The following is a 17,306-nucleotide window of genomic DNA, read 5'->3' as shown; positions in this document are numbered from 1 at the left end:
CTTAAAATTTAAAGCTTTTTTTATATTAAGGGAATTTATTTTTAATCCGCGTACACTCTTTTTATAAAAAATTTTGCAGCCGCAGATTTTGTTGTGAAATTTTTTGCAAGTTGAGATTTTTATTTGCCATAATGGTTAGATATTGTCTGCGGTATAAAAAGCCCGCGAAAGAGGAGAGAGACTCAAGAGTTGGACCACGATGTGGAATGAATTGCAATTGAATGGACTCGGAGCATGAGCTCCGAGTCCAAAAATTATTTTGCAGAAACTTCTTTCCACCAATTAGTTTTGGTTTCAGTTGCCCAGTGACCGTCACGCATACGAGCAACGAAAGCCTCGGCTTTTTCAGGAGTTGATGATTTTTGATCCAGCTTAATGCACCAATCCCATTCACCTGATGTAGACCACATACTCTCTACGCCATCCCATTTCGCCATTGCATTCATGTCAGACATTGACTTGTTGCTTTTCACAAAAATTACACTATTCCATGCATTCATTATTCATATCCTTATAAATATAGATTAAAAAAATTTGGTTTGAATCGATGACTCAAACTTTTTAAGAATAGAGTAATTCCCGAATTCTTTCCAATGCAGCAACAAACTTTCTATTTTTTGAGGTATTGTTAATTGATCGCCCCACCTGCAGGCCGTGAATAAGTCGCGAGCCCTAGGCAGTGGCGATGAGTGCCTTGGTCTGAGTGGGGGCATGTCCTTTCCATGCAGGAAGAACACAATATAACAATACCCCCCAAGGATCCTGTTTTTACATTAAGCAGCAGGGGCAGTGAGGATTTGAATTTCGTTATCGTCTGCCTGCGGCAACTGGGGATAATTACAAATCCATTGATTTTTGAACTCAATTTCTCTATCTGTTTTTGCCTGACTGAAAAATAAAGTTTTACCAGTGGCTAATCGGCCTATGCCTATAAAAATTCCCACGCCCACAAAAGCAGTAACTATCATGGCAATGTCTGCAAGGAGTCGGCGAGTATCATGGCGGTGATTAAATTCAGACGTTGCCGCTTTCATGATGTTCTCAGCCTGTTTTTTTATGGGAAGTTCTGATAAGCGGATGGTCAGAGCTTTTTCATAGAAGTTATTTATTGATTGATCATATTCATTTCCATATTCATTTTCCTTGCTTAGGGCAATTTTTTTGTCACGGAAGGTCTTTAGGATAAGTAAATCCTGAATTAAAGCTGGGGTGAGCTTTTTATTCCCCGCTTTTTGCGAAATTGCCTGCCTGAAGAGATTATCTTCTAAAGCAGCTTCTATGAAGCGGATTTTAAGCGTGTCTTCAAAGTCATCCAATAAATGTCCAAACTGATTTAAAAGTGTATCTAACGGCTTGGTTGGGGAAGATTTTTTTAAAAACTCCGATTTCAGCAGATTTTCATAAAAAAATTGGCTTCTTTTTATTTGTTGATGACATCTTTTTGCGCATTCAGACGTCAGTTCGGGATTTATGGTGTTAAAATGCTCCTGGGTTCCCAAACATACAGGATTATCAAATACCCGTTCTTTTTCATTTACTGAAGTTGCACTTTCAAGGCTGGAAACCAAATCAAATAAATTATTTTCAACTTGTTTTATTTCATATTCCGGACTCAATTCTACCTTGGAGGCAGGCGCTAATTTTTCAAATAATTGTTTTAAAATACCAAAATTTATTCTTCTTTCTTCAATAGTTGATGCGGCATTGATTTTTTGAAGATAATTGTGATAAATGGCTTCTTGCGCTCTAATCAAGTCCATTTCATAATGTTTTTGCTCTTTCGCAGACAGTTCCTTATATTTTTCTTCTAACGAGGCTAGGGCGGTCATGCTGTCTTTGTTGTCTGCCAAACTCTGGAGCCGCAGGAAAAATTCTTGCAGCTCATTTAATTCGTCTTGTGCTTGTTCAAGGGCTTCGGCAGCTCCGAAAATAAAGGGGGATTCAGCAGCTGCATGCTGCAACTTCACGAGGAGCTCCTCTTTTGTTTCCTGAGCAACGCTTTCTTTAAACTGTTGTATTAATTCCCAAAAATGACGAATCTGGCATAATGCATTGATTTTTTCCCCGACATTATCTTTACGTCGGTTAAATTCAGCCGCCTCATCTTGAAGAGCCTGAACCATCCGTTGACATAGTACTTGATCCGTGACGATGCGTTTTATCAGAACACTGGGAGTTTTCGCATTTAATTCTTCCAGACACAGGGTAGCAAGTTGTGCCCCGTTCATTTTTTGTAATGCTTCATCCTCGATAGTATAAAAAAAAGGACTTTCAAAAACTTCTACAGAATCATTGGGGGTATTTTTTTGAAAATACTCTACTGCTTCATTTGCTTTTTTAAAGCGCTCTATAGCATCCTTAAGTAAATTTGCCGTAGCTGCCATTTCTTCCCAGGAAGCTTTGGCTGACTGTTGTTTGTTTAAGATGCGGAGCATGGCAATGACATCAGAGCCGGCAGTCAGAAGCAGATTGATATTATCCCAGTACGAATTAGGATGAATTTTCCTGTATGCTTCACTAGGTTCTTCAAAGGGTTTAAAACGCAGGGTACCCAAGCTTGCAAGATCCAGTGAAAACAAACGTCTCAGGACGGTACTTTCCCGGTACTGGCCCACAAAAGCATGACCAAGCTCAAGCTTGGGTGGGTTCGTAAAGAATTTATTTAAGATATTCATTGTTTGGGAGGGTTGGTGCCCCCAATAATTCAATTCTTCGGCCTGTTGTGCTAAAGCATCAACATAGGCATTAAATTTCTGTCCCAGATCATTAAAGTCTAATTGTGAATAATCAATAAGATTTATTTGGGTAAAGGGTAAAAATCTTTTTTCCCAATTTAATAAGAGTTCGGAAAAAGAAAGTTCTTCTTTTTCAGTTAAAACAATGGGTTTGATGAAAGATTTGGCGGCTTCTATAGTTTGCTTCAACTGGTCCATTGATTCTCGTGTAATCGACACAGGGTTATCACACATTACCCAGCTTGACAATAAATCAACCTCCTCGGGAATAGGGGAGAATGGATTTTGCAGCGCCTTGATGTGGGTATTAATTTGGTTGAGAAAAAGATTTAGCGAATCCTGTTCTTTGGCAAAAGGTAATTGTTGGAAATGCCTTTGTACCTCCAGCAGTTTTTCCAGGATAACTTTACTTTCTTCTTGCAAATCGTCATAAATGTTTTTTAATAAGAGTTCCTCGTGGGTTTGCTTAAGTTTTGGATCAATTTTGAACTGTAATTCAAATAGCTTTTGGATGCGAAGAATAGCCTGTTGATATTCGGGTGGTATTCCCTGGAGTTGCATGAGTTCGCTGATTTGCTGTTTAAAGGGGCCATAACTCTCGATATGGCCTTTTTGCAACTCTTTGATCATAATGGCTAACCTGGATTGCAAATCAAGGAGGTGCAGTTTTTTTTCGGCCTCCAATTCGCTTTCCTCAATGAGTATCTGATATACATGTTTCAAATAATTATTGAAATCAAGAGCAATATAACTTAGAGAACTAAAGTCACCCTTAAGGGGCGTTGCAGTTTTAGGTTTGCTTAACAGTAATTCTACCAACCCTTCAGGGTCTTTCTCTGCCCCCATTTTCAGTTCATCTAAAAATTGTTTGATATGAGGCCAATTTTCATCAGTAATTGTGACTCGCATAGCCCCATATTTATCGGGTGGAAAAACCCCTTTTTCCAATAGAAGTTTTGCTTGATAAACGGGATCGCTAAAGTATAAAGATCCTGCAGCAGTATAGGTGTCAGACGCACCTTTTAAAGAATGTCCCTGACCAAATTGGTCATGATCTTGTTGGACTTCTTCGGGATATTTTTTTGCCCCAAGCAGAAAGTCCAGGGCAGATGCTGCCGGTGCTGTTTGCTCCAGACCAAGCAGGAGTAAATGTTCGTTGTCATTTCGATGAAAATAAAAATGACCGCTGCAGCCATTATCTGATATTTTTTTTCCATAAAAATTCGTTTTTCCTGCACCACCCATCGCGATGTTAACCCCAAAGTCTTGCGGTGTTTTGATAATTCCCGGTAATTGCCCCATAATGCCAATCAACATTCCCTTGCCTTCAACCGGCACTCCTTCTCTACTACGATTCACATTATGAGTGGCTGAACGTGCAAACACGTTATTTTTCTCTCCGGGAGCGGGAAAATATTTGAGTAACTCTTCCCGGTTAGTCCCAGTGAGATTTTGATAATCAAGAATAATTCGGCTGGCATGAGAAATATAATCGGCAATGGTTAATGCATCCGAAGGGGCTTGCAATTCAGTTGAATGGGAGAGAAAAGGACGGGTTTTGAAGTCACCGCAGGCCACACAAGCCAGCAATAACTGGGTCATATTTACTGCGCTATCATCTTTCGCATTATGTCTAAATGTATCAGCCCACTGTTTGGCAACCGCCATTTGATCTTCATCAATGGTGCACGAAAGAATTTCAAATTTCTTATCAGGCATTTTAGTTTGACCTATATTAAATTGTCATAGAGCTCACAAATGACAAAGGTTTACTGCGAAACATCAGATTGGACACTTGCTAATAAAAGTTTTTCGAGCTTTGATGAATCGTTTATTTCAAATATTGGAGCCAATTATACTCATTAATCATTAAGAAAATATTAATTTCTGCAGTGAGCTTAAGCTCCGTTTAGCGAACCGAGTCTTGCAGTTTTTTAATAATCTGTGGAGAAATGAAGCCACAGGCTTGGTAAAAATAGTTTCAGCTTAGGGAAAAATCCCCCATCATTTTAATACTATAATTAATTTATAGGCCTCAAAGATCAGTTGAAAATCAATGGGTGTATATCGCATACTCCATCTCAATTAAATTAATGAAGACTGTTATGAATTACCAAAAAAAAATTATCTGCCCCTCATGTGGAAAACCCAATACCTGGCGTCCTGAGAACCGGTTTAAACCCTTTTGTTCAGAGCGGTGCAAACTTATAGATCTTGGTGAATGGGCGAGTGAAAACCGGAAAATCCCTGGAAAATCGGTTGATCCGGAGTTTATTGGTTCGATCGATAAGGATCAGGACGAGCTGCTTTAAATAGCCGGCTCACACCGTATTTTATTGGGAGTAATGGGGGAGCGGTATAAATACATGGGTTAAGGAGTTGCTATGAGAAATCAAAAATGTTCTGCCTCCAATAGCATTACCATGCGTATTCGTATTAAAAATGCTCCCGGTACTTTTGGAAAATTAGCAGCTGCAATCGAAAAAGAGGGGGGACAAATCGGGGCAATAGATACCGTTCGCGTGGAGGCAGATGCCCAAATACGCGATATTACCATCTACACCTATGGCCCAAAACACGCAGAATTAATCGTTGATGTTTTGCGGATGATCTCCAATTTGGAAGTAATCCATGTTTCTGATCGCACCTTTCTAGCCCATCTTGGGGGAAAAATTGAAATTAAAGGCCGGATCCCATTAAAAACCCGTGATGATCTGTCCATTGCCTATACGCCTGGTGTTGCCCGAATTTGTACCTCAATATATAAAAAACCTGAAGATGTTTTTAATTTAACCATTAAAAAAAACTCGGTTGCTGTGGTCTCTGACGGCTCAGCAGTTTTAGGGCTCGGAGATATAGGGCCTTATGCTGCCATACCTGTTATGGAAGGCAAGGCTCTGCTATTTAAGGAATTTGCCAATGTCGATGCATTCCCTATTTGTTTAAATACTCAAAACGTAGATGAAATTGTTACCACAGTGAAGCATATCGCACCTGTATTTGGAGGAATTAACCTGGAAGATATTTCTGCCCCCCGTTGTTTTGAAGTGGAAGAGCGCCTTAAAAAAGAACTGGATATCCCCGTTTTTCACGATGATCAACATGGCACAGCGGTAGTACTTGCAGCCGCAACAATTAACTCCCTGAAACTGGTTAAGAAAAAAATTGAAGAAATTAAAGTGGTAGTGGTAGGGATCGGCGCCGCCGGGACTGCATGCACTAAAATGCTATTGAACCTTGGTGTAAAAAATATTATCGGCTGTGATTGTGAGGGAGTGCTTTATGCGGGAAAACCCGGGTTAAATCCAGCCCATCAATGGTATGCGGAACACACCAATCCTAATATGGAAAAAGGCACTGTCCATGATGTGATAAGGGGTGCAGATCTTTTTGTAGGAGTTTCAAAGCCTGGGGTGATTAATGCTCAAGACATAAAAAAAATGAATCAGGATGCGATTGTTTTTGCGATGGCTAACCCAACCCCTGAAATAATGCCTGAAGAGGCAAAAAAGCATGCTGCGATTGTCGCAACAGGACGTAGTGATTATCCAAATCAAATTAACAATGTACTGTGTTTTCCAGGTATTTTCAGAGGGGCCCTGGATTGTATGGCTACAGAGATTAACGAGGAAATGAAGCTCGCTGCTGCTTATGCCATAGCCAATACCATAGAAGATCAGTATCTAAGTTGCACCTATATAGTTCCCAGCGTATTTGATACGAGCGTGGTCAAAAGAGTAGCTCAAGCGGTTAAAGAGGCAGCTATCAAAACCGGAGTGGCACGGAAAATCAAAACTTAAGTGCAAGCAGATAAGAACTGTCACCAAGTCTCATTGCAATTCTCTGTTTTTTATTTAAATTTCTAAGTGTGATCCACAATATTCTAAAAAGATTATAAAAATTAGAATGATTATTTTTATGAGAGCATTTAATACTCGTTTTCATGAAATATTTTGCGGCGGGCAAATGCAAAAATGAATTTATTTTAATAAAGGAATAAGAAAATGTCAGAGAAAATCAGAGGGACCGTGAAATGGTTTAACGAGCGCAAAGGGTTCGGGTTTATTCAATGTGATGGTCAAGATTATTTCGTACATTTTAGCTCAATTCAAGGAAATGGTTTTAAAAAGCTTTGCGAAGGCGATCATGTTGAATTTAAGCAAGGAAAAGGACAAAAGGGCCTGTTAGCAGAAGATGTTCAACTGGTTCATTAAAATTTTACTCATTCAGGAACGGCCTAGCCTCCTCATAGAGAACAGGTACTTGTTGCCTCTTGAACGTTACGGGATCCGAATCGCTATTTTTTTCTGGCTCGAGTAATAGACCCTGGATCCCATAAAGGCGACAAGGAAGAACCTTGAAAATCTTCCGGGATTAGTTCATAGAAATTCTTGCGTCTATTTCTCCAGATTTTTTCTTAAAAATTCAGATAACTCATGCTCTTTTAAATGAATCACATCATTTTTGAGATTATGGACGACCAACTGATTAACATGCTTATTCAGGTGATGGAATAAAAGTCCATTCATATGTGGCGGTGCAACTACAATAAGTTTTTCATACTCATTTTTGTTTCTCGAGTGGTTTAATTCTTCTGCAATTTGACGGGCAAAAGCATCAATCTCGATTTCTTTTGGATCGGATTCTTGGCTGTACATCCCTTGAGCGGATGTACCTGTTTGGTAGCGGCCTGAGCGATCCGAAGTTAATTCAATATCTTTGAGTTTACTTTCAGGATGTTGCAGTTCTTTGAGTAGTGTTAACTCGTAAGGCTTGGTAGTCGCTTGATAGATTCGACAGGTAGTGGTGTCCGCCGCAATAATCCATGTGGTTTGGTGATCAAATTTCATTGCCATGTCCTTATAGTGACAAAAAATTTTTCTGGTTTCGCAATAAACCAGAAAATTGTTTATCGATAATTTGCTATTCTAGAATTCATTTTCCTCTTGCAACTCAGTATCAAATGTCGGTAACAGCTCTTTTTTTATGGCATATTTTTTTAATAAATACAAGACGATTCCATCGATTTGTTCCTCTGCTCTTTCATACAGTGTTTCTGATTTTTTATTATCCATAACGACTCCATCCATTGTAGATTAATTTATTTCATAAATTACATGTACTGTCCACCATTGATGTAATATGAGCACCTGTAATAAATCCAGACTTATCCAAAGCTAAAAAAACCACAGCATAGGCAAACTTTTCAGGCTGACCAGTCGCCCACAGAAATAGATCCAATAATAGGTTGAAGAATATCAGTTTATATACTGGCAGGCATCGGCGTTTCAATATATCTAGGGATAGTTTACCGTAATTCCATTTTTTGCTACTTCCAGGGGCAAACTTTTACTAAAACCGAACAGGGCTGCTGTTGGAGTGCCTGCCATTTCTTTGCTTGCTCAGATTTCCATTTTTAAAATAACAGGGAATAACCTGATAATCTGCTTTATCCAGACGTCTGCAAATGGCAGACCCAATTCCCCCGGTAACTACAGCTACTTTGCGTTCCATAAATCTAATCCTTTTGTGGGTTCGCTTACCTTACCGCAATATAGGATTAACAGTTTAATTTTTAGGGGAGTAAGTTGACAATAGTGATTCTCTTTAATAGCGATAAGGAGAATCAGTATTGATGTGTGTTTTTATGCCACGAGGTTTATGCAGTTATGTTCGCTTTACGGTACATGCCTGCTTCAAAATGACCTGGAATATTACAGGCGAATACCACGTCGTGTTTTGGGGTTGATTTGAATTTCCAGGTCAAGGTTTTAGTTTCCCCAGGCTTAACCGTAATGGTATTTCCATCTTCATGGACCATATCGGGCATAGCACGCATCATTTTTTGATGTGCTTGCTGTTCTTGTTCATCACCAATTGAAAACTCATGATTTACTTTCCCGGTATTGGTCACTTTAAACGTTATAACTTCTCCGTCATGAAACTCAAGATCTTGTGAAAAGTGGAAACGCATATCATCTGAAGCAGTCACTAAAATAGTTTTCGTAGCTTTTGCAGCACGTTCAGGATTTCCTGTGGTGCTTTGTTCATGGTGCGCATGGGCAAATACGGAGTTGATAAAAATTCCTGAGAAGAATACGGTCAAAATAGTTGTTTTTGGCAATGAATATATCATATTTAAAAAATCCCGGATTAAAGAGAAGGTGTAGATTAAACGAACAATTAAATGAATTCTACTGTTTTGGCAAAGTAAAAATAAACCAGGCGCCTATGCCATTGTGTTTGTTAATGTAAAGTTTTCCCCCATGCGCCTCAATAAGATTTCTGCATATGGTCAGACCCAAACCAGTTCCTTGGGCTTTGGTAGTGAAGTATGAATGCAGGATTTTATCCTGGTATTCAGGGATAATACCCGGGCCATTATCATGAAAATGAATTTCAATGAATCCATCTTCCTTATCAATTGTTTTAATGGTGAGCTCAGGGGTTTGATTTGTAGTTTCCTGGATGGCTTCAATGCTGTTACGGGTTAGATTGGTGATGATTTGCATCATTTGAATTCGATCAATATTTAATTTGGGAAGGTGTTCTTCCAATACCAGGTTAATCTGTAATTTGGAGTGGCTTATTTCCGAATCCAGAAAAATGATCGTGTCTTTAATTAAATTGTTAATATCTGTTTCTTGCGGGAAATGTACGTCTTTAAAAATAAAACTTTTCATACGAGTCATGATTTCACTCGCAAGTTTTGCTTGTGAAATAATTTTATTTAATAAACAGAACACACTGGGATCTAATTTCTCTTCCTCCAATTTGAGTTGTAAAAGGCAGGTTTGACTGTAAAGAAAAATTGCGGTCAGCGGTTGATTAATTTCATGGGCCAAAGCTGATGCCATTCCTTCCATGGTATTGAGGCGAATGACATGCGCCAATTTGGATTGCTCTCTCATTTTAGAGCGTTTTTGCAGGTAATAGTTGGTCAAGTCCTTAATCAACAAGATAACTTCGTTTTCCTGGGCGGAATGGTTATAAAGAGGGGTAAAGTTAATTTCAAAACAAAAAATAGCTTCGTCAAACTCATTGGAATTTTCAATTAAAATGGTAGTTGATTTCCCTAATAGAGCTTGCTCGCATGCGGTGATTAATTGTTTTTTATATTCGGAAAAGTCGGAAATAAGGGTTAAAAAATTCATTCCGGTATGAATTTTCATGGCAAAAATTCGGGAAAAAAATTTGATAAACGAGGGATTTATTATTTTAAAGTAGAATTCTTTATCCAGGGTAGCTATGGCATCTGACATATTTTGAAACAAATTGGTTACTGTTTCCAGGGACTGATTGAGTTGGATTTGTTGGGATTCCAGTTGGCGTACATAGGTTATATCCTTAAGGGCCATCGCTATTAGCTTATCCTTTGTATAATAACATTCGGCGACAACAAACCTTCGCTCCCCTCCTTTTTTTAATAATTCCAGTTCGCATATTTGCTTTCCCTGATTTCTTGCAAGCGCCTGAATGCATTTTTTTAAAGTATTTTTAGTAAATGTGCTAATTAAATTTAAAAAACTGGTGTTTACTAATTGGAATCGTTCGTAGTTTACCAGCACAGCGCCCTGAAAATTTACCGCGTGTATTTTGAAATTTTCATCGACAGTAAAGAAAGGTTTGGAGTTCAAATCATATAACTCCGCAACTTGCTTTTTTAATTCCGCTATTTCCAAATTCAGAGAATAGATCTCTTGTTCTTTTTTATTTAAATTGTTCTGTTTCAACAGCAACTCGTCCTGGATATTTTTAAGTTCATCTTGAATCGGTAAAGATGATTCCTTATTGCCATTTGAACTCATTGAATGGACCTTTTAAAAAAATTTGGGAATTAAACAGTTTTATCAGTTATTAATTTAAGAAAATATGTATCTCAACATTCGCAAGCAGATACGAAAGTACAGCACCGTTTCGTTCTTCTTTGGCAATCAAAAATGTACCTATTTATTTAATAGTAATAATAATATAGAGTTCATCTTTTGAACACTTATGCTGTAATCACTTCCATTTATTTTAATTTTACACTCGTTGTGCTCGGTTTTATGTGCAACAAACTCCTCTAAAAAGTGTCTCAATATGTCTTTTTCCATATTAAGTTTAATTTTAAACAGATTCTGGGAAAGCAGATTTGCTTCTTTTTCCTTAAATTGTTTTATAAAGCAATTATTGAGGAGCAGAATCTGGAAGTTCTTATCTAAAACCAAAGCAGGGCAAGAGTAGTCATTAATTAATTTTTCTACGATTTCTTGGGTGATTTTATGCTGACTTTCCAATCGCATTAATTCATTTTCCGCTTTCTTTTGATTATGAATATTTAAAAAGGTGATCACCACACCATCAATAATATTGTTTACAGTACGATATGGAATAATACGGACAAAATACCAACGTCCGCTTTTATCGACTACTTCGGTAGTTTTGGATTCTAATGTTTTAAGTACCCTGCGCGCATCCTCCATTAATCTATCGTATTCCAGGTTGGAAACAATATGGTTAATGGGACGGCCCACATCAGTTGGAATTAAGTTAATAATTTCTGTTGCCCTTGGGGTGAAGCGTTTAATACATAAATCTTTATCCAGAAAAATGGTCGCGATTTCTGTGTTATCAAGCAGGTTTTTAATATCGTCATTTGCACTTGAGAGTTGTTCAATTCTGCTTTCAAGTTCCGAGTTTACGGTGGTGAGTTCTTCATTTAAGGATTGTAACTCTTCTTTTGAGGTTTCAATTTCTTCATTGGTACTTTGTAATTCTTCATTGGTTGATTGCAACTCTTCGTTACTCGACTTTAATTCTTCATTGGACGTTTCCAATTCCTCAATAGTAGATTGCAGGCTTTCTTTGGTGTATTTAAGTTCTTGTTCTAACTGGATAATGCGTTTACCCAGCTCGCTTTTTTTATCATTTTTGGGCACTTCATTTAACTGTAATGTTGTGGGGGTCTCTTCAAAAATTAATAAAAGCAATGTTCGATTAAAAGGTTTTGCTTCCGGGAGTGGTCTTACCCGTATATTGATGTATTTAAATTCAGTATCTTCTTTAAAAGGAAGGCCATTAAGGATCTCCTCTTTTTGCAGGGTTGATACTTTACGCATTGCAGCTAAAACCTTGGATTTTAGTTCGGGCCGTATCATATCAATAAAATTTAATCGGACTTCCCCCGCTGCAAATTCAATATATCGGCTTGTTCGCCCGTAGGTATAAATAATTTTTCCTTGTTCGTCGAGAACAAATGAGGCCGGGACGTAATTTTCCAGTAAAATACGCTCAATTAAACGGGATAAATTTGGTTCTGTATTTTGATTATTCTGTTCCATAATATCAATGCTCATTAATTCAGTTTGTTGCGTGAGAAAGGGGGGATTCATTATGGTGCTAAATAGAGCGGATCCGCCTCGCCTTTGAAAAATCTTCCACCTTCTATTTAGAATTGTAAATAAATCAACAGAGCCACTGATCGCTTCTGATGTTCCTAAAAACAGGATCCCGCCGGGATTTAAGCTATAGTGAAATAGTGAAAAAAGTCTCTTTTGTAATTGCGAGCTTAAATAAATCAGTAAATTTCTGCAACTTAATAAATCAAGTTTTGTAAAAGGTGGATCTTTAATGAGATTTTGTACGGCAAAGATAATCATTTTTCTTATGTCGATATTCACCTTATAAGAATGTTCTTCCCGCATAAAAAATCGATTGAGCCGGTCCTTTGAAATATCATTCTTAATATCGAGGGGAAATACTCCAGAGCGAGCTATTTCAATTGCTTCTTCGTCAATGTCGGTCCCAAAAATCTGGACATTAAAATGACATTTTAATTCTTCCATGCATTCTTGCAAAATAATGGCTATTGAATACACCTCTTCACCGGTAGAACACCCCGGAATCCAAACCCTGACATGTTCACTTTGGGATTTATTTACCAAAATCTGGGTAAGTAAAAGTTCTTTGAGTTGCTCGAATGCTTCAGGATCGCGGAAGAAATTGGTGACATTGATGAGCAATTCCTTGAATAAAATTTGGAGTTCATTCGGATTCTGTTGGATGTATTGGATATAAATTTCCAGATTATCGAGGTGTAAAAGACTCAAACGCTTTTGAATCCTGCGAAAAATGGTATTGGGTTTATACAAGGAAAAATCATGCCCAGTATTGTTTCTGAGCAAGGTTAATATTTGCTTTATTTCTTCTGCAATGCTTGCCTGTATGGGTATATGGGCATGCTCAAAATGAGCGGCATAGTTAATGAGGAAAGGGTATATTTCTTCGGGAGCAAAAATATAATCAACCAATCCAGTATTTATAGCACTTTTGGGCATCACATCATAAAAGGCTGACTTGGCTATTTGAGCAATGACAATTCCACCTTGCTTTGCAATGACACGCAATCCGATAGTGCCATCATTTCCTGTCTCCGAAAGAATAACGGCAACACTCTTTGAGCCCTGATCTTCTGCCAGGAGACGGAAAAATAAATCTATAGGATGCATTTTTGTTTCTGGGGTCGGCTCTTTCAGAAAAAGGATTCCTTGATGAATGTGGACATATCTTCCCGGGGGTAAAACATAAACATGTTTCGGTTCTATTTTTTGATTGTCGGCAATGGTGGTAACTTTCAGTGAGGTAAATTGCTGCAATATCTCTGGCAAAATACTTATTTTATCCGGGCTTAAATGAGTCACTACCACAAAGGCAAGCCGGTCATCCGGTTTGGAATGAGAAAATAAGGCTCTTAACGCTTCCAATCCCCCCGCAGAGGCACCAATCCCAACAATTAGGAACAAGCTTTTTTGGGGGGGTGTTGTACTCAAAGAATGAGAGGGGTCCTCTGAACTAGTAATATTTTTTTTAGAACGAGTCTTATTTTTTCTTGGGGTCATTTAATAGTTCCGGGATAAATTATTCATTCACTCCAAATGAGCCAGAGCCAGTTACATGATTTATGAGTAAGGATGCAATATCCTCCATGGGCAAACAAAAATCCACCTCTGTTTTTTCCGCTGCATGTTTCGGTAAATCCGGAAATTCAGCTTCGTTCAAGGATTGGATAATTGCAAGGCCATTGTGTTCTTTAACCTCTTTTAAACCGGCACTGCCATCATCTAGGACGCCGCTTAACACAATTCCTACCACTTGCTTTCCATAATTGGCTGCAGCTGAAATAAATAAAGGATCAATGGCAGGCCTGCAATGATGGATCTCGGCATCCTGAGTCAGGTAAATTTTGTCATGTGCAACACGCATATGAAAATTGGGTGGGGCAACATAAATGTGGTTCGATTTCAGTATCATGCCATCAAGAGGTTTACTTACCGGCATTTTAGAATAAGGTTTAAGTACGTTAGATAATCTGCTAGGGAGATGAGGAGGGAGGTGGATTACTATCAGTATTGCGGCGGGAAAATCTGCAGGTAACCGAGGCAGCAGGTTTTGTAATGCGGTGATGGCTCCTGCAGAGCCTCCAATCACAATAAGATAATTCTTAAACAATGTCCTGACTCCTCTTGAAGAGATTGTTATTATATAGCAAATTCTAGAATGTCAATCTAGGGTAAACCCGAACTCCATGGAGTTTTTCAGAATATTTTTTTTTAAAAATCAATACTACATTTTAATATGAAAAAAGCAGTTGATGTTGTTGCAAATAGGTGTAAGTACTCTATTGCCGGTTTTTTTCAGATTTACACAAATTCATTATTCCGTGCCAATTACTCTATATCCATTCACAGCGGCTTGTTTTTGTTCTTCCAGGGTGAGAACAAGTCGCAAAATGGGAAGCCAGAAGGAGAACACTGGCTTTTCAAATATTTTAGAACACCATTTTATCGATATAGAGAGTGAGGTTTGTAAAAAGCGATACAGAGAAAATGTTTCAATCCCTACACTATTTTTTTCAGAAGATGAAACAATTCATTCAAATCAAAGGGTTTGGGGAGAAAAGTCTCACAAGACATTTTTTCCATTTTTTCCAAATTGGTTTTAGCTGAAGTTATTATTGTTGGAATATTACATATTCTTGACGATAATTTCTTTTTCTCCCTGAATTCAAAGCCATCAAGAACAGGCATCATGAGGTCCAAAAAAATAACTACAGGTAAGGGATCTTTTTCAAGAAGGGTTAATGCCTCCTGTCCATCTTGAACAGCCACAGTTAAATACCCGGCATATTCCAAGGCCCAAACCAGGGCTTCCCTTACTGCATTGTTATCGTCAATTAACAAAATAAATTGTTCTTTTTTTTGCAAACTCATAGGCCCTGGTTTAATCGTAAGTTAAATAATTCATTACATAGTGCAAAGACTATGTTTGAAAACATTCAAATCCCATGTAGTGATGGCAAATGTCACAATTAAGTGGATTCATTCAAAACAGCAGGGGAGTTAATGACTTTATCATAAATAAGATTAATTTTTATCAGTTCAGCTAAGGATTTAACCCCCATTTTTCTCATGACGTTAGCACGATGAACTTCCACCGTGGATATCGATATATTAAGCTCATAGGCTATTTGTTTATTCAGCTTACCTTCCACAACCAAATCCATGACCTGCTTTTCCCGTTTGGTCAAACTGTTCATTCGCTCCTGGAAATCACCTTGAGACTGGGTGGTATTGTTTTTAATTTTTTTAAGGCATCTTTGCGTGATTTCCAATAAGTTCTGGTGATTGACGGGTTTTAGGATGAAATCCTCCGCGCCCGCTTTCATAGCCCTTATCGCCATTGCAATATCCCCATAACCCGTGATGATTATCACTGATAACTGATTTTTTGTTGAATGCAAATGCTCCAGTAATTCCAAACCGCTCATTACCGGCATGCGTACATCAATGATCAAGCATCCACTTTGATTATTATAATTATCAAGAAAATCTTTAGCATTTTCATAAGTTTGAACTTGCAGATTAATTGACTCAAATAACCAGCGGAAAGATTTGCAAATTTCAGGATCATCATCAACGATAAAAATAGTTGTATTTTTATGAGGCATATTCCTTTACCCTTAGTGATATATCATTATTTGAAAACAAATACCATCAGTCAATAAATCAGCTGATAAGGTTCCATTATCTACATTGAAAAAAGTACGACAATAAGTTAATTCCTTTTCCAAATCATTTTCTTCCATGAAACAGTTACTTATTATTATTATTTTTATAGTGTCCTTTTGCACGGTTGTTTGAATTTCCAGTTTACTATTCTGTATTTTGTTTTTTTCTACAGTAGTGATGCATTTTTTCAGTATACGAAACAAAACATGCTTGATGGGGAATTTATCCATCAGAAGAGCGGGGGTATGGTCTTGTAAATTTAAGATTAATTCAATGTTATAGTGTTCCATTTCATAGGAGTACAAAAAAATAATCTCAGCGATTAAAGCATCAATACTTTGAGTATCTACCGGATTTTCCTGAGCTATAAGTTCCTGCATTGAGGAAATCTTGTGTTGCAACAATTCGGTGTGTTTATTAATTTTTTGCACGGCATTAATCATTTGCTCAGCACTTAAATCATTTTTTTGTAATCTAAGTTCACATCCACCAAGATAGGCTTTAATTGCTGTTAATGGTTGATTGATTTCATGAATTAACTTTGAAATATTACACCTATGAAAATGCACTTTCATTATTTTGTTCATTTACTACTTCCCAACGGAGATACTAAGAACAAGCTCAGATTTCCAGTTTCTATTAGGTACCAACATAGAAATCATTTCTTTCATTGTGTTGGGAAAAAACCAAGTCTGCTATGATTATTTACTTTATGCTAATTCATATTAGCGCTATAGTTTATTCTGGTTAACCTTAGTATATACTAAAAGTTGACCAAATCCTCAATTAACGTGGCCCTATTTTCCTGCAACTGGAATGTGAAATAATCCGGTTCACCCTCCTAAAAATAAAATGATGATTTCAAAAGGAGGCTTTGGCAAAATTTTGTGCCTGTTTGTATCGCAATACTCCATCTCATTTATATGCAGTTTTTATTGGATTGTCTTAACTATTTTTTTCAGTTAATTTATTGTTTCCATATATTTTTTGGGGCAGTGCTATGGCCAGCCTAATTATTTTGGCAATGCGCAACTTTACCATTACTTGTTTTATTCTTGGTTTGCTCTGTGCTTTTCTGGCATGCCTGCAAAGGGTAATCCGTTCAGGAGCTTTGAAAAAAGAGGGGGTTATTGAACGTATTTTTTCCTGGTATTTATTATTCAATATCGGCTTGGCCTATTTATTTAATTTTGTGATGCATGTTTTCTTCGGCGATTTTACTGCACAGTTTATTGGCTGGCCGCAAAGTCCCTTTCAAATGGAAGTAGGATTTGCCAGTTTGGGAATCGCTTTAAATGGTCTAATCAGCTTTAAAGCCCCCATTGCTTTTCGTGCTGCAACAATTATTGTGCCTGCTGCTTTTTTATGGGGGGCTGCTGGAGTACATCTTTATCAAATGATAGTTGCCCATAATTTTGAACCCGGAAATGCGGGCAGCGTATTTTGGACTGATATCCTCATGCCGCTTTTTGCCTTTTTCTTGTTGTGGTTGAATTACCGAAATCCGGAAAAGAAGTAACCC

The 17,306-nt window shown here is 37.7% G+C and carries 16 protein-coding genes and 1 pseudogene; 4 read left to right on the top strand and 13 right to left on the bottom strand.

The window, feature by feature from the left end; genetic code table 11:
• Positions 1-254 precede the first annotated feature (254 nt).
• Together KYQ_RS08815 and KYQ_RS08810 are read right to left on the bottom strand one after the other, a co-directional pair.
• A complete protein-coding gene (locus tag KYQ_RS08815) occupies positions 255-500 on the bottom strand; it encodes a hypothetical protein (RefSeq protein ID WP_010652935.1) in 246 nt (81 codons plus the stop codon).
• A gap of 273 nt (positions 501-773) precedes the next feature.
• Positions 774-4,454 (bottom strand): LepB GTPase-activating domain-containing protein, encoded by a 3,681-nt coding sequence (locus KYQ_RS08810; RefSeq protein WP_010652936.1) that lies wholly within the window; start codon positions 4,452-4,454, stop codon positions 774-776.
• Between the two features lie 386 nt (positions 4,455-4,840).
• Between KYQ_RS08810 and KYQ_RS08805 the strand changes: the two genes are divergently transcribed.
• The 3 genes from KYQ_RS08805 (at position 4,841) to KYQ_RS08795 (ending at position 6,949) form a co-directional block, all read left to right on the top strand.
• Positions 4,841-5,047 (top strand): DNA gyrase inhibitor YacG, encoded by a 207-nt coding sequence (locus KYQ_RS08805; protein ID WP_010652937.1) that lies wholly within the window; start codon positions 4,841-4,843, stop codon positions 5,045-5,047.
• Positions 5,048-5,119: 72 nt separating this feature from the next.
• Complete coding sequence (locus KYQ_RS08800) at positions 5,120-6,535, top strand: NAD-dependent malic enzyme (protein ID WP_019349885.1); 1,416 nt, start codon at positions 5,120-5,122, stop codon at positions 6,533-6,535.
• Between the two features lie 204 nt (positions 6,536-6,739).
• Complete coding sequence (locus KYQ_RS08795; RefSeq protein WP_010652939.1) at positions 6,740-6,949, top strand: cold-shock protein; 210 nt, start codon at positions 6,740-6,742, stop codon at positions 6,947-6,949.
• Positions 6,950-7,132: 183 nt separating this feature from the next.
• Here the strand turns inward: KYQ_RS08795 and KYQ_RS08790 are convergent, their stop codons facing one another.
• The 11 genes and pseudogenes from KYQ_RS08790 to KYQ_RS08745 form a co-directional block, all read right to left on the bottom strand.
• Complete coding sequence (locus KYQ_RS08790; protein ID WP_010652940.1) at positions 7,133-7,585, bottom strand: host attachment protein; 453 nt, start codon at positions 7,583-7,585, stop codon at positions 7,133-7,135.
• A gap of 78 nt (positions 7,586-7,663) precedes the next feature.
• Positions 7,664-7,810, bottom strand: a complete 147-nt coding sequence (locus KYQ_RS19320) for a hypothetical protein (RefSeq protein WP_019349884.1) — start codon at positions 7,808-7,810, stop codon at positions 7,664-7,666.
• A gap of 38 nt (positions 7,811-7,848) precedes the next feature.
• Positions 7,849-8,107: pseudogene (locus KYQ_RS19710) on the bottom strand (SDR family oxidoreductase); the annotation flags it as partial.
• On the bottom strand, positions 8,088-8,249 hold the full coding sequence (locus KYQ_RS19705) for a hypothetical protein (RefSeq protein WP_010652941.1): 162 nt from the start codon (positions 8,247-8,249) through the stop codon (positions 8,088-8,090). The gene KYQ_RS19705 and the pseudogene KYQ_RS19710, both read right to left, overlap by 20 nt.
• Positions 8,250-8,394: 145 nt before the next feature.
• Positions 8,395-8,871 carry a cupredoxin domain-containing protein gene (locus KYQ_RS08775; RefSeq protein WP_010652942.1) on the bottom strand — a complete coding sequence of 159 codons (477 nt, stop codon included), beginning with the start codon at positions 8,869-8,871 and terminating at the stop codon, positions 8,395-8,397.
• 58 nt (positions 8,872-8,929) lie between these two features.
• The gene (locus KYQ_RS08770) at positions 8,930-10,543 is read right to left on the bottom strand and encodes a sensor histidine kinase (RefSeq protein ID WP_010652943.1); all 1,614 of its coding nucleotides are present in this window, start codon (positions 10,541-10,543) and stop codon (positions 8,930-8,932) included.
• 138 nt (positions 10,544-10,681) lie between these two features.
• Positions 10,682-13,615 (bottom strand): CheR family methyltransferase, encoded by a 2,934-nt coding sequence (locus KYQ_RS08765; RefSeq protein ID WP_019349883.1) that lies wholly within the window; start codon positions 13,613-13,615, stop codon positions 10,682-10,684.
• A gap of 19 nt (positions 13,616-13,634) precedes the next feature.
• Positions 13,635-14,225 carry a chemotaxis protein CheB gene (locus tag KYQ_RS08760; protein WP_010652945.1) on the bottom strand — a complete coding sequence of 197 codons (591 nt, stop codon included), beginning with the start codon at positions 14,223-14,225 and terminating at the stop codon, positions 13,635-13,637.
• 389 nt (positions 14,226-14,614) lie between these two features.
• Positions 14,615-14,986 (bottom strand): response regulator, encoded by a 372-nt coding sequence (locus tag KYQ_RS08755; RefSeq protein WP_010652946.1) that lies wholly within the window; start codon positions 14,984-14,986, stop codon positions 14,615-14,617.
• Between the two features lie 98 nt (positions 14,987-15,084).
• On the bottom strand, positions 15,085-15,723 hold the full coding sequence (locus KYQ_RS08750) for a response regulator transcription factor (protein ID WP_010652947.1): 639 nt from the start codon (positions 15,721-15,723) through the stop codon (positions 15,085-15,087).
• A gap of 12 nt (positions 15,724-15,735) precedes the next feature.
• Positions 15,736-16,371, bottom strand: a complete 636-nt coding sequence (locus KYQ_RS08745) for a sensor histidine kinase (RefSeq protein ID WP_035748880.1) — start codon at positions 16,369-16,371, stop codon at positions 15,736-15,738.
• Positions 16,372-16,784: 413 nt separating this feature from the next.
• Here KYQ_RS08745 and KYQ_RS08740 point away from each other — a divergent pair, with 413 nt between their 5' ends.
• Positions 16,785-17,303, top strand: a complete 519-nt coding sequence (locus KYQ_RS08740) for a DUF6790 family protein (RefSeq protein WP_010652949.1) — start codon at positions 16,785-16,787, stop codon at positions 17,301-17,303.
• The last annotated feature ends 3 nt before the right edge of the window (positions 17,304-17,306 follow it).

The sequence above is a fragment of the Fluoribacter dumoffii NY 23 genome, assembly GCF_000236165.1.
Taxonomy (GTDB): domain Bacteria; phylum Pseudomonadota; class Gammaproteobacteria; order Legionellales; family Legionellaceae; genus Legionella; species Legionella dumoffii.
Note: the sequence above shows the minus strand (reverse complement) of the source record. Positions and strands in the feature narration are given on the sequence as shown.